We start from the raw sequence: 14,757 nt of genomic DNA, 5'->3' as shown, positions 1-14,757 counted from the left end.
TGTTAAAAGAAGTAGTAGAAGATTATACAGAGCATCTCAATTATTCAAACGACCCAGATGCACGACTTGGACATAAAACAGAGGACTCTTCTTTCTTTGGGTTCAAAACACATCTCGCCATGACGAACGAAGAACGAATTATTACAGCGGCAGTGGTTACTTCTGGGGAAAAAAGCGATGGAAAATATCTACAGGAACTAGTTCAAAAAAGCCAAGAAGCAGGAATGGAAATAGATACACTCATTGGAGATACAGCCTACTCAGATAAAGACAACATTCAATTTGCGAAAGCAAATAACATGAGCCTAGTTTCCAAACTCCATCCTATCATTACACACGGAACACGAAAAAATGATGAATTCGAATTTAATAAAGATGCCGGAATGTATGTTTGCAAAGCTGGGCATATGGCTACTCACAAAAAATATGATGGAAGAAAAGGGAAAGATAATAACGCTAGAATCCGATATCAATTTGATGTTGAAAAATGCAAAGTCTGTCCGTTTCAAGCAGGCTGTTACAAAGAAGGAGCAAAAACAAAGTCTTATTATGTGACCATTAAATCAGAAGAACACTCTGAACAAGAAGCATTTCAACAAACGGAAGAGTTTAAAGAAATGGCGAGGTCACGTTATAAAATAGAAGCAAAAAATAGCGAATTAAAACATCGACACGGGTTCAAAATTGCAACATCCTCGGGTCTGTTTGGTATGCAAATTCAAGCTGCAACCACGATATTTGCGGTGAATATCAAGAGAATACTAAAACTTTTGAGAGAAAAAGAATAGGAAAATAAAGAGGAAAAGAGGCAACTTCTCATCCAATAATGGATAGAAATTGCCTTTTTTTATTTAGCTTCTTATTAAGCAAAGAAAAACGGAAGTTTTTCAGTGGCCTCCCTTTATTCCTGCAGGAGTCTACGTATATTTCCTCCGCTAAGGTTGTCTAACGTTCGCATTCTCATTTAAATACTTTAGTTATGTCCCAGTCTGTTTTATTTATTACAAAATAGGGTGAGAAGGGACGAGCGTTGGGTGGATATTCCATATGTCATCTGCGTATTGTTTAATCGTTCGATCGCTAGAAAAGACGCCAGAATGCCCAATGTTAATCACGCTCTTTTGCAACCATTCTCTTTGGTTTTGATAGGTTCGATCCACTTTCTGCTGAGTAGTCAGATAGCTATCAAAATCTCTTAGAACGAAATACTCATCGTTATTATAGAGAAGAGAATAGAAAATATCTTTGAATTCTACATCATCTCCAGAGAAATGTTGATTAACTAGATGATCCATGACAGTTCGTAGTCTTCGATCATTGTTGTAATAATCTCGTGCCCGGTAATCGCCTCTTATTTGATAATTAAACACTTCCTCCGATGTTAATCCAAACGTAAAAATGTTATCTGGACCCACATAATCTCCAATTTCTACGTTAGCTCCGTCCTGTGTCCCAATCGTGAGGGCGCCATTCATCATTAGTTTCATATTTCCAGTACCAGAAGCTTCCTTACTAGCTGTAGAGATTTGTTCACTTACATCCGCAGCTGGAATGATCAGTTCGGCTAACGTAACTTGGTAATTCTCTAAGAAAAGTACTTTTAAATGCTTACTAACCGTTGGATGATGATTGATTTTTTCTGCTACAGCATTAATAAGCTTGATGACTTGCTTGGCGAATGTGTAACCAGGTGCTGCTTTTGCACCAAAAATAAAGGTGCGCGGAGTCATTTCAAGATTTGGATTCTCTAAACAAACATTATAGAGATGGATGATATGGAACAAATTTAATAGTTGGCGTTTGTACCCGTGAAGTCGTTTAATATGAACATCCACAATCGATTGATCATCAATTGTTACATTATAATGTTGTTGAATATAGGAAGCGAGTTTCTTTTTGTTATCATGTTTGACCTTTGCGACCGCATCTTGGAAAGCTGGGTCCGTTGAGAATGGTAACAGATCTTGTAATAATTCGGGTTTCTTAATCCAGTCGGACCCAATGGCATCAGTGATGACTTCGGCAAGACCTGGATTGGCATTTAAAAGCCATCGTCTATGAGTAATTCCGTTTGTTTTATTATTAAATCGGTCAGGAAAAACATGATGAAATGGCTTCATTACACGGTCTTTAATAATGCTTGTATGTAACTTTGCAACGCCATTAATACTAAAGCTTCCTACCATTGCAAGGTGGGCCATATGAATTTGCCCATAAGATAAGATGGCCATTTCATGAATTTGGTCTCGTAACTCTGGATAATCAAACCAAAGCATTTTACAAAAACGCTCATTGATTTCATGGATAATTTGATACAATCTTGGGAAAAGCGTTTGAATCATATCTTCAGGCCATTTTTCTAAAGCCTCGCTTAACGTTGTATGATTGGTATAGGCAACCGTTTCTTGCGTAATAGCCCAAGCTTCATCCCAACCTAGTTTCTCTTCATCAAGTAAAAGGCGCATTAATTCTGGTACAACAAGACTAGGATGAGTATCATTAATTTGAATCACAACATACTTAGACAGTTCATGCAAAGGTTTATTTTTCTTTTTGTAACTTCGTAAAATGCTTTGTAGACCTGCTGAAACTAAGAAATATTGTTGCTTCAGACGTAGTATTTTTCCTTCGTAAAAAGAGTCATCTGGATATAGAAACTCTGAGATTTTTTCGATCGAACGCTTATAGTCAAGATAGTGGTAATAATCATGCCCACGACTAGAGTGAAAATGAAAGTGGTTCGTCGTGGATTCTGCACTCCATAAACGTAACGTGTTAACAGTGTGATTATCATATCCGACAATAGGGACATCGTAAGGAATCGCTAAGACGCGCTCATAATCATGGTGCTGAAAGTGGAGCTCGCCATTGATGTTCGTTGTTTCTACCGTCCCACCAAAGCGCACTTCAATGGCTTTATCATTCCGTTTTGTTTCCCACATGTATTCGTCTTCTAACCAATAATCTGGCAATTCTACTTGGTAGCCGTTCACAACCTTCTGTTGAAACAGACCATATTTATACCTTATGCCCATTCCGTGACCTGGTAATTGGAGGGAGGCGAGGGAATCTAAGAAACAAGCAGCTAGTCGACCTAGCCCACCATTTCCTAGTCCCGCGTCATGTTCTTCTCGAAACACTTCTTCTGGGTTAAACCCAAGAGAAGTTAACGTTTCTTTGTAAACATCTAGTAATCCCAGGTTAAGCAAGTTCGTCTCAATCATTCTGCCTAAAAGAAATTCCATTGAGAAGTAATAGACTTGTTTGCTTTCATTGTTTTCATAGGTTTTTTGAGTCATTTGCCAATTGGGGTGGATTGAGTCTTTCATGATGAGGCAAATCGATTGAAACATTTCCTTTGTAGTCGTTTCCTCGATGCTTTTACCGAATGATGAGGTGAGCTTCTCTTTTAGTAACTGACTTAGATTCTCGACGGTTATGGACATAGTTTTCCTCCTCGTTACACTGCATCGTAAGTACGTTATCATACACTTCTTCATATTTAGATGCAGAATGTTCCCAATTTAATTTTGTTTTATAAACATTTTTTAAGATTCGGTTCCAATGAATAGGCTGGTAGTAGAGATGGATGGCATAGCGGATGGTGTGTAAAAAATCATAAGCATTATAATTCGCGAAAGAAAAGCCATTTCCTTCTCCATTAAATTCATTATACGGCGTAATCGTATCTTTTAACCCTCCTGTTTCACGGACAATGGGAACACTTTCATAGCGAAGCGCAATTAATTGACCTAACCCACAAGGCTCAAACCGTGATGGCATTAGGAAGAAATCAGATGCTGCATATAATCGATGTGCTAGACCTTCATGGAAAATATTAATAAAACGACACGAACCTGGATATTTGTTAGCAATCCATTGAAAAGCTTCTTCAAACTCTGAATCTCCTGTTCCCATTATGATTAGTTGCATCGTTTCGGTACTAAGTAGTTCGTCAAGAATATGAGTTAAAAGTGGAAGTCCTTTTTCCTCCACTAATCGGCTAATTAATACAAACATCGGAATGTCTTTGGATACATGAAGATCTAATTCCTGTTGGATAATCCGTTTGTTTTCTTTCTTTCCTGCATAATTGCGATGGTAAGGAACGGATACATTTAAATCAGACGAGGGGTTATAGATCGTCTCATCAATTCCGTTTACAATCCCATTAAAACTTGTAATTCTTTCCATTAAGAATGGATCTAATCCTTCCCCGTAATAGGGTTGTAATATTTCTTGTGCATACGTTGGACTAACGGTTGTTACCCAATCTGCATGAACGAGCGCTGCTTTCATGAAGTTGAGCGCCCCATTTAGTTCAAGTCCACCCAGATGAACGGGGTCGAGATGCAGCAACTCTTGAAAAACAGAGGTAGGAAAAATCCCTTGATATTTTAAGTTGTGAATGGTGAAGACCGTTTTTATTGGATGCTGATAAACCCCAGCTTTTATATAAAGAGGGATGAGTCCTGTTTGCCAATCATGACAATGAATAATATCTGGCAAAATTTCCAAATGAGTAAGAGTTTCAAAGAAAGCATGTGTAAAAAAAGCATACCGTTCGGCATCATCATATTCACCATAAAGCCGGCTACGGTTAAAATAGTATTCATTATCGATAAAGTAGTATAGAACCCCTTCACTTTCATAAGAGAAAATTCCGCAATATTGTTTTCTCCATTTAACCCAAACATCAAATGAACATTCAAATTGAAGTTGAGATACAATTTCAGAAGGGATCGATCTATGCTTTGGTAAGATTACTGTAAGCTGATGTTTTTTACTTGCTAGTGCTTTCGGGAGGGAGGCAATAACATCGGCAAGCCCTCCTGTTTTTGAAAAAGGTGCACATTCAGATGCAGCCATTACAATATTCATATCCGTGTTACTCCTTTCTACGGTTAGATTACAATACTTTTCTTTTAGCAATGATATAAGGATTTTCAGCGGCTCCGATAAAGGTTCGATCAGGGGAGATGATGATATCTTTATCAAGGATGACATTTTCTAGTAACGTCCCTTTTTGAATCTCGCAACGTTGCATAATGATGGAATTTCGGACGACAGCATCCTTATGTACATGAACGCCACGAAATAAAATACTATTCTCAACAGTGCCTTCAATCACACAACCATTTGCTAATAATGAACGTTTCGTTGTAGCACCTTTTGCATACTTTGTAGGAGGTTCGTCTTTTGATTTTGTATAAATTGGTTTTCGATTTAGAAAAAGTTGTGTATACACGTCAACATTTAATAAAGACATGCTATGTTTGTAGTAACTTTCTACTGAATTAATGACAGCGAGATATCCTGTATAGTGATAGGAAGCGACCGTTAACCGGTCAAGGTTAGCGATAATGCCGTCTAATAGAAGATTATCTTTTTTCCTAGCAATACAATAATCGACTAATTCAAGTAACAACGACTTTTTAAGAATGTACATATCCATAAATAAATGGTGATTCGTTGCATCTGTAGTTATATTTATAACGTTTCCATCTTCGTCCAATTCCAGTTTTTTCTCTGTACAATGTTCAGGTTCTAGTTCAGAAACGGACTGATAGATGGCGGTTACGTCGGCCCCTGAATCTAGGTGTTTTTGAAATACTTTTCTATAGTCGATATTACATATATGATGACTTCCTGTTACGAGAACATATTCTCCTAACCCACGAGTGAAAAAATCTCTATTGTTATGAAAATGTTGTAAGTCGCCTCTTGAAAAATCAGTTGGATCATTCCAATCTGGTGGGAGAATAAACAAACCTCCGCGCTTTCTATCTAGATCCCAAGGCTTTCCTGTTCCTAAATGGTCCATTAAAGAACGATATTTTTGTCTAGCGAAAACAGCAATATCTTGGATTTGGGAATTAACCATATTAGAAAGAACAAAATCAATCATGCGATACCGACTGCCAAATGGAACGGCCGCTCCGCACCTGAAATACGTAAGTTCTTTTAGAAAATCCATTTCTCCATCTAAATGGATGACGCCGATAAGTTTTTCCATTCATTTCTTCCTCTCACCTTTAAGATTTTTATCGTGGAATCGCAGCATAATTTTCAATAGGGGTATCTTTATCAATCACAATGATCTCATGATCAGGAGATTCTATTTCTGTATAATCTGGGACCGTGACACCTTCAGCGAGGATGACTTTATTTAACTTCACGTGTTGACCAATTTTGACGTGAGGCATAATAACACATTGTTCAATTTGGCTATCGCAGCCAACACCTACTTGATGAAACAAGATTGATTTAGAAACCTCACCGTAAATGACACATCCTTCATTAATAAGGGAATCTGTTACGGTCGCGTGAGGGGAAATATATTGGGGTGATTGACATTCGTTAACAGAATAAATTCGCCAATTGTATTCGTGAAGTTTAAGAGAAGGTTGGTCTTTTAATAAATCCATATTCGCTTCCCAAAAGCTTTGAACGGTTCCCACATCTTTCCAATACCCAGAGAATGGATACGCGAATAATTTGCGATTATCATTTAGCATGGCTGGAATAATATCTTTACCAAAATCGTGGCTAGATGTAAGTGATTGTGCATCGTCTTGTAAATAGCTTTTTAAAACAGACCAATTAAAAATATAAATCCCCATCGAAGCTAAATTGCTTTTTGGGTTCTCGGGTTTTTCCTCAAACTCTAGGATGTTGCCGCTATCAGTTGCATTCATAATGCCAAATCGATTCGCTTCATCCCATGGAACTTCAATAACGGAAATGGAGACATCAGCACCACGTTCTTTATGATATTCAAGCATCAGGCTGTAATCCATTTTATAAATATGATCACCGGATAAAATCAATACATATTCCGGATCATATTGTTCGATGAAACTACTGTTTTGATAGATGGCATCTGCTGTACCTAAATACCATGAACCGCCTCTTTTTTCAACAAAGGGAGGAAGACATGTGAGGCCGCCGTTACGCCGATCTAAATCCCAAGGTGTTCCTATTCCTAAATGGTGATTAAGAGCGAGTGGTTCGTATTGAGTAAGAACACCAACCGTCTCAATACCAGAATTAATACAATTGCTTAAGGGAAAATCAATAATTCGGTATTTGCCACCAAAATAAACGGCAGGCTTGGCTAACTTTTTCGTTAGATTTCCAAGGCGTTTACCTTCTCCACCTGCAAGTAACATTGCAACACACTCTTGACTTCTATTCATTTTGACCGCCCCAGTCTGATTTAGATTTAAATGTAAGAGAGGGCCACCTTGTGGGGATACTAGCTGTTTCAAAGCGAGGGTTCTCCTTCTCATAGTGGCATGACCAATATTGTGTTTTCAGTTTATGCGAACGAAAGCGCTTAACATTCCAAATGTATAAAAAATATTTTTAAATGATGAATAACAAAAAAAGACTAGCTCTAACTAGTTCGTTTGTACTAATATATAAATAAGACCTTTAAACTAAAGTTGGTGAGAGAAATGATGGAGGTTACAGAGTTTTATGATAAGAAAGTCACATGTTTGTTTTGCGATCACTCTTTCCAAACGAAGCAAATCCGATCTAGATTCATTCGTGTGAAATCAGTACACAGTGATTTTTATACGGAATATAAGGGAGACGAGATAAACCCTTATTTTTATGAAGTCGTTGTTTGTCCCGAATGTGGATTCTCTTCAACCGATTCTTTTTCAAAGGAATTTCCTTTTCATACGAGAGAAGCGATTAAGAAACAACTTATAAATTGGAAGAAACAGGATTTTGGGAAACCTCGCTCGGTAACAGATGCGATTAAAACGAAAAAGCTGGCGATTCTTTCAGCTGTATTAAAAAAGGAAAAAGATCTTATTATTGCAGGGCTTTGTTTGCGGTTAGCCTGGTTATATCGACTAACCAATAGTGAAGAGCAAGAATTACGCTTTTTGGCAAACTCTTTAACTCATTACAAAGCTGCTTATATAAATTCGGAGTACATAGGGACCTCAATGACGGAATTAACATTGCTTTACTTAATGGGTGAACTAGCGAGGAGAATTGGAGAAATTGAGGAGTCGGCTTCTTATTTTTCAAAAGTTATTCAACACAAACAAAGGCATCTAGAGCCGAAGATTGTTGAAATGACAAGGGAGCAATGGTATCTCATACGTAACAGGGACCAAAAAGTAATATGAGTAATAGAATAGGGTAGAAGTCTAAGGGGGTGTCTAAAAAGATCAATTACAGATCTTTGTGGACACCCCTTTTATTCTCTTTCGATAAAGGAAAGTTTTTTCTTTCCTAGGGGACTCTAAAAATGGCATCTAGATAAAAAGGAATGCAAAAGAGTGTTCATCTTATAGAAAAAAGGGTAAACTTCATGTGTTGGAAAGGAGCGGATTTTGAATGTCTAAAAAGATAGATATGTCTAAATTTGAGAAAAAAATGATTATACGTAACATTGAACCTGCCGATTTTGATGACATCATCGAGATGTCAAAGGTATGTTTCCCTAATATGGAACCATGGGAACGAAAACATCTACAAAGTCATGTTGATATTTTCCCTGAAGGACAATTTTGTGTGGAATATGATGGAGAAATTATTGGTTCTTGTTCAAGTTTAATTATTAATTTTGATGAATATGATGATCAGCATACATGGGATGAAATTACAGATAATGGGTATATCACAAACCATGATTATGAGGGGTATAACCTGTACGGAATTGAAGTAATGGTTCATCCGGAATACAGAAGAATGAAGATCGGTCACCGGTTATATGAGGCGAGAAAGGACTTGGCTCGTGAACTCAACTTAAAAAGCATTATTATTGGTGGACGTATTCCGAATTACTTCAAGTATGCCAAAGAGATGACACCTAGACGTTATGTAGAAGAAGTGACCATGCATAACATTTATGATCCAGTTTTGACGTTTCAAGTTATGAATGGTTTTACAATGAAACGTATCAACCCTAATTACTTAGAAGATGATCGTGCCTCTTTGCGTTATGCTACTTTGATGGAGTGGAACAATATTGATTACCGTCCGACTATTCCGAAAAGACAGTTTAAGACATCGTTTCCAGTACGGATTACAACAATTCAGTATGCGATGAAGAAGATTTCTTCCTTTGAAGATTTCGCGATTCAATGTGAATATTATACGGATGTTGCCGCAAGTTATCATTCTGATTTCGCGGTCTTTCCAGAGATTTTCACACTGCAACTTCTTTCGTTTTTACCTGAAAAAAGCCCGAGTCTTGCTATTCGCCGCTTAACAGAATTTACAGAAGACTATATTGAGCTGTTTACGAATTTAGCTGTAAAGTACAATGTGAATATTATTGGTGGTTCCCACTTTGTTGAAGAAGAAGGAAAGATCTTTAATATTGCTTATTTATTCAGAAGAGATGGGACGATCGAGAAGCAATACAAACTTCACATTACGCCAAATGAACGAAAATTCTGGGGGATCTCAGGCGGCAATCATGTCAATGTATTTGATACGGACTGTGGCAAAATAGCGATTCAAATTTGTTATGATATTGAGTTTCCAGAGCTAGCGCGAATTGCAGTGGATAAAGGAGCGAACATTATTTTTACCCCTTTCTGCACAGATGATCGCCAAGGCTATTTACGGGTAAGATATTGCTCTCAAGCTCGGGCAATTGAAAATCAAGTGTATACAGTCCTTTCTGGAACGGTTGGAAATTTAACGGACGTAGAAAACATGGATATTCAATATGCTCAATCGGGAATTTTTAGTCCGTCTGATTTTACCTTTGCTCGTGACGGAATCGTTGGAGAGTGTCAAGCCAATATTGAAACTGTCGTGGTCGGAGACGTTGATTTAGAAATATTAAGAAGGAACCGTAGAGCTGGAAGTGTCAATCAATTACGAGATCGTCGTCATGACATTTACTCCATTAATTATAAACAATCTTAATTAGGATGTTTACCTCTTCTCTAGTTTGGTTAGGCTGATGGTTGACTTAAAAGGGAGGTCAGGTCTGATGAGACTAGAGAGGGAACCTATTTTTAATCGTCCCATTCTTATGCTGAGTGTAGCTTGCCTAATCTTCATTTCATCGTACTCGGTAATGGCATTTGTTAGTACGGAGGAACTTGAAACAAATTGGACGTTGACCTATGCGGGTGCAGGCGAATCAATACCTACGGGACAGGCAACGGACTTTCACATCTTTCTTGAAGATGAATTGGGAAGTAGTGTCGATCAAGCGACCGTAACGGCTGTTTTTGATCGCCCGGGTACCGTTCACCACATTGAAAAAGGATTCAGTCGGCTAGAAGGTGGATTATATGAAGCAGAAGTGGTTTTTTCCATTCCAGGAACATGGATCGCCATGATTGAGGCGAGAAAAGGTAATCAGCTGTATCGTAATCAAATCATTTTTACTGTTGAAGGCTTCGTCGTTTCGGAAACAAACTGGGATCCAAATGATCACTTTCACTTTGACCAGCCTCTGCCAATGGATATAGAGCGCCAAATAATGAATGTTAGCAAATAAATGAGCTTTTAGTGTAACGGGGATTGGTTCCGTTTGCTATCTTTAAACCAGTCGCCAAAAAAACAGTTATCTAATTGCACCGCGTTTGCGGTGTTTTTTTGTATTCTTTAAATATGAAGGACAACAGACTGCTAATATGGCCTAGAAAAGTCCTTCATCCGCCTTATGAAGGACACAGATTGCTAATACGGCCTAGAAAAGTCCATCATCCGCCTTATGAAGGACAACAGATTGCTAAAATGACCATGAAAAGTCTTTCATCTGCCTTATGAAGGACAATTATCTGCTAAATCACCTAGCTTTTGTCTTACATCAGTTTGAGTCAACTATTAATAGAATAAATGTTCTCAATAGGGAGGGTACTGGTTAGTTTTAGCTTTCTTTTCTTTTTTATTTGGAATTTTAAAGGAATTATAGAGGAATAGGGGGACATGGAGTAGAATTGAGATGCTATAATAAGAACACAATACAACATTAGGAGGCAGCATATGAGTTGGAAAAGTGAATATGAAAAGTGGATGAATTTCTCAGCTTTAGAAAGCGAGTGGAAAGAAGAATTAGAAGCACGTAAAGAAAATGAAGTAGAATTGGAAGATTGCTTTTATAAAAATTTAGAGTTTGGTACCGGAGGAATGAGAGGCGAAATTGGCCCAGGACCAAACCGTATGAATACATATACGATTCGTAGAGCAGCAGAAGGGTTAGCGCGTTTTATTTCTGAAAGAGGAGAGGAAGCGAAGGAAAGAGGCGTGGCTATTGCTTTTGACTCAAGACATAAATCAAGACAATTTGCCTTAGAGTCGGCTCTTACACTAGGAAATCATGGAATTCGTACGTATGTCTTTCATGAATTACGCCCGACACCGGAGCTTTCTTTCGCTGTTCGTCATTTAAACGCGTTCGCTGGAATTGTGATTACAGCAAGTCACAATCCACCGGAATATAACGGATTTAAAGTGTACGGAGAAGATGGTGGGCAATTGCCACCAGGTCCGGCTGATGAACTTGTTCAGTATGTGAATGAGATCGAGGACGAGCTATTAATTAAAGTAGCTGATGAATTAGAGTTAAAAGGTAACCGCCTTCTTCAAATTATTTCTGATGATATTGATAGTGCTTACAATGAGAAACTTCAATCAATCATTGTACAAAAAGACATCATTGATCAATACGGAGATCAAGTGAAAATTGTGTTTACACCTTTGCATGGGGCAGCGAATATTCCTGTTCGCCGTGTCCTTGAAAGCAGTGGATTTACACAAGTAACAGTGGTACCTGAACAAGAACTTCCAGATCCAAATTTCTCTACGGTTACATCACCAAACCCTGAGGAACATGCTGCTTTTGAATTAGCGATTGAGCATGGCAAAAAATTAGATGCAGATGTCCTAATTGCAACCGATCCTGATGGGGACCGAGTGGGAGTAGCGGTTAAGAACAAAGAAGGAGAGTATGTTGTTTTAACAGGTAATCAGACTGGCGCACTTATGCTTGATTACATTTTATCTCAAAAACAAAAACAAGAAACATTGCCTGCTAATGGTATTGTCTTAAAAACGATTGTAACATCTGAAATTGGTAGAGCTGTCGCAACTGAATATAACTTGCCAACGGTCGATACATTAACTGGTTTTAAATTTATCGGTGAAAAAATAAAGCAATATGAACAAACAGGTGAACACAGCTTCCTGTTTGGTTATGAAGAAAGCTACGGATACTTAATTGGGGACTTTGTAAGAGACAAAGATGCAGTTCAAGCGTGCTTATTAGCTGCAGAGTTAGCTGCATACTACAAATCACGTGATATGAACTTGTATGACGGTCTTATCGAAGTTTTTGAGAAGTACGGGTACTATCAAGAAGGGTTAGAATCGCTAACACTAAAAGGGAAAGCTGGTATTGAGCAAATCAATCAAATTCTTTCTTCGTTCCGAGATACTCCTCCAACAGATATGGAAGGAACGAAAGTCGTCACAGTGGAAGATTACAAGACAAGCCAATCAAAAAATCTCATTTCTGGCGCAGAAGAAGTGATTCATTTGCCAGCATCAAATGTACTGAAATATATTTTAGAAGATGGTTCTTGGTTCTGCATTCGTCCTTCTGGGACTGAGCCGAAAATTAAATTTTATTTCGGTGTTAACAAAGAAACATTAGAAGAGAGTCAAGCGTCATTAGCTCAGCTAAAACAAGCGGTTATGACTCTTGTGAACAAAGTTCTTTAATCTATTAAAAAAAGCAATCCTCCGGGGTTGCTTTTTTTAGGTTGTCTTTTTATTACTATTCCTTATCGATCCGTTCCATTGCGCTTCAGGCACTTGCTTTCCGCGGGGAGGATGCCAAGCCCCCACGACGTTCCGTCTGTGGTGTCTTGCCTTTTCCTCTTCTTCCCGCAGGAGTCAAGTGCCTTCCGCTCCATTCCACTAAGTTTTTGTCGAATTTCAATAGTAACACTCTTTGTGAAGAGAGCCTTTTTTATTTTTACATACAGTTGTACTCATGATTTTCACGAACTCGTCATAAATTGGAAGAAAGCAAGTTCAAGGAGGGATTCGTATGTCATCGGAAAATTGGAAGCAGCTTGAACATTCTATTGCTGAAATTACCGAAATTGCTGAGGGGTTTGGCCTTGATTTTTATGAGATGCGTTACGAAATATGTCCAGCGGAAATTATTTATACATTTGGTGCCTATGGAATGCCAACACGGTACAGTCATTGGTCTTTTGGGAAACAGTTTCATAAGATGAAACTGCAGTATGATTTTGGTTTGAGCAAGATCTATGAACTAGTTATTAACTCTGACCCATGTTATGCCTTTCTATTGGATAGCAATTCGCTTATTCAAAACAAATTAATTGTCGCTCATGTTCTCGCGCATTGTGACTTCTTTAAAAATAATGTTCGGTTTTCAAATACACGACGTGACATGGTCGAGAGCATGAGCGCGACGGCTGAACGAATCGCTCATTACGAACATGTTCATGGGAAAGAAGAAGTTGAAAACTTCCTAGATGCAGTTTTAGCGATACAAGAACATATCGACCCTAGTATCCTTCGTCCTAAGTTAAATTGGAGTATGGAAGATGAGGAAGAAGAGCCGGTTAGGAAAATATCTGAATATGATGATTTATGGGCACTAGATGGGAAGAAGAAAGAACCAGTGAAGCCACGTATAAAAAAGAAAAACTTTCCTCCTAATCCCGAAAAAGATATTTTGCTATTTATAGAAGAGTATAGTAGAGAACTTGAACCGTGGCAGCGTGATGTGTTAACGATGATGCGTGAAGAAATGCTGTACTTCTGGCCACAACTTGAAACGAAAATTATGAATGAAGGATGGGCATCGTATTGGCATCAACGGATCTTACGTGAAATGGATTTAACGAGTGAAGAGACAATTGAGTTTGCTAAATTAAATGCAGGAGTCGTTCAGCCATCCAAAACAACGATCAATCCTTATTATTTAGGACTCAAAATTTTTGAAGATATTGAAGAAAGATACAATAATCCTACAAAAGACATGCAAGAACGACAAGGCGTTCAGCCGGGTAGTGGTCGAGAAAAAATGTTTGAAGTTCGTGAAATAGAATCCGACATTTCTTTTATTCGAAATTATTTAACGAAAGATTTAGTAACAAGAGAAGATATGTACTTGTTCCAAAAACAAGGAGCGGATTACAAAATCATTGATAAACAATGGGAACAAGTAAGAGACCAACTGGCACAGTCACGTGTTAACGGAGGATTTCCATATTTGGTTATAACAGATGGCGATTATTTGAAAAATGGAGAACTATACATTAAGCACAACTATGAAGGAACTGAATTGGATGTAGGCTATTTAGAGAAAGTTCTGCCATATCTATTTCAACTATGGGGCCGCCCTGTCCACATAGAATCCATCATCAATGAAAAAGAAATTTCCTTCGTCTATGACGGCAAAAAAGTTCATAGAAAATATCTGTAGAGTTAATAAAAAAAGGTCGCCCTTTCCCTTTTTTTATTAACTCGAAGCGACGAGCGGAGCCGCCGTAATCTTTTAAGCCATTTGAGCGATCTTCTCAAATGGCGCACGGCGAGTGAAGCCGTCGCAAACATGTTCGCACAAGTAAGGATAGCAGGACTTCTTATTTCTTAAAGTAATGGTAAGCTCTTTTTTGAGCTTACCTGTTTTATTGTGAGGTCGGAGAAAATACAGAAAATTTTAAAAAGAATGTTGACGGAGTCTGAATGGGAGGAGTAGTATTAAAAAAGATCAAATGTAAT

General features: G+C 38.0%; 10 protein-coding genes. 6 read left to right on the top strand and 4 right to left on the bottom strand.

The genetic code is table 11. The features are described from left to right. Nucleotides 1-788 (top strand): transposase (locus N0O92_RS17810; protein ID WP_315616013.1); only part of this gene is annotated, 788 nt, incomplete at its 5' end. 213 nt (nucleotides 789-1,001) lie between these two features. Here N0O92_RS17810 and N0O92_RS17805 read toward each other — a convergent pair. Genes N0O92_RS17805 through N0O92_RS17790 form a run of 4 tightly spaced genes read right to left on the bottom strand, consistent with a single transcriptional unit; the run spans nucleotide 1,002 to nucleotide 7,199 of the window. Then, nucleotides 1,002-3,446, bottom strand: coding sequence for a glycogen/starch/alpha-glucan phosphorylase (locus N0O92_RS17805; protein WP_315616012.1), 2,445 nt, complete (start codon nucleotides 3,444-3,446; stop codon nucleotides 1,002-1,004). Further along, on the bottom strand, nucleotides 3,382-4,881 hold the full coding sequence (gene glgA / locus N0O92_RS17800) for a glycogen synthase GlgA (RefSeq protein ID WP_315616011.1): 1,500 nt from the start codon (nucleotides 4,879-4,881) through the stop codon (nucleotides 3,382-3,384). Before glgA ends, N0O92_RS17805 begins: the two co-directional genes overlap by 65 nt. 28 nt (nucleotides 4,882-4,909) lie before the next feature. Then, entirely contained in the window at nucleotides 4,910-6,016 is a 1,107-nt protein-coding gene (gene glgD / locus N0O92_RS17795) for a glucose-1-phosphate adenylyltransferase subunit GlgD (RefSeq protein ID WP_315616010.1), read from the bottom strand. A gap of 28 nt (nucleotides 6,017-6,044) precedes the next feature. Continuing rightward, nucleotides 6,045-7,199, bottom strand: a complete 1,155-nt coding sequence (locus N0O92_RS17790; RefSeq protein ID WP_315616018.1) for a glucose-1-phosphate adenylyltransferase — start codon at nucleotides 7,197-7,199, stop codon at nucleotides 6,045-6,047. A gap of 261 nt (nucleotides 7,200-7,460) precedes the next feature. On the opposite strand from N0O92_RS17790, the gene N0O92_RS17785 reads away from it, so the two are divergent. The 5 genes from N0O92_RS17785 (at nucleotide 7,461) to N0O92_RS17765 (ending at nucleotide 14,458) form a co-directional block, all read left to right on the top strand. Further along, nucleotides 7,461-8,150 carry a DUF2225 domain-containing protein gene (locus N0O92_RS17785; RefSeq protein ID WP_315616009.1) on the top strand — a complete coding sequence of 230 codons (690 nt, stop codon included), beginning with the start codon at nucleotides 7,461-7,463 and terminating at the stop codon, nucleotides 8,148-8,150. A gap of 211 nt (nucleotides 8,151-8,361) precedes the next feature. After that, nucleotides 8,362-9,906 (top strand): bifunctional GNAT family N-acetyltransferase/carbon-nitrogen hydrolase family protein, encoded by a 1,545-nt coding sequence (locus tag N0O92_RS17780; protein ID WP_315616008.1) that lies wholly within the window; start codon nucleotides 8,362-8,364, stop codon nucleotides 9,904-9,906. A gap of 67 nt (nucleotides 9,907-9,973) precedes the next feature. After that, nucleotides 9,974-10,489, top strand: a complete 516-nt coding sequence (locus tag N0O92_RS17775; protein WP_315616007.1) for a FixH family protein — start codon at nucleotides 9,974-9,976, stop codon at nucleotides 10,487-10,489. 488 nt (nucleotides 10,490-10,977) lie between these two features. Beyond that, on the top strand, nucleotides 10,978-12,714 hold the full coding sequence (locus N0O92_RS17770; protein ID WP_315616006.1) for a phospho-sugar mutase: 1,737 nt from the start codon (nucleotides 10,978-10,980) through the stop codon (nucleotides 12,712-12,714). Between the two features lie 331 nt (nucleotides 12,715-13,045). Continuing rightward, entirely contained in the window at nucleotides 13,046-14,458 is a 1,413-nt protein-coding gene (locus N0O92_RS17765) for a SpoVR family protein (protein WP_315616005.1), read from the top strand. The last annotated feature ends 299 nt before the right edge of the window (nucleotides 14,459-14,757 follow it).

The sequence above is a fragment of the Alkalihalobacillus sp. MEB130 genome (genome assembly GCF_032335535.1).
Taxonomy (GTDB): domain Bacteria; phylum Bacillota; class Bacilli; order Bacillales; family Bacillaceae_D; genus Halalkalibacter.
This window is presented reverse-complemented; position numbering and strand designations above follow the sequence as displayed.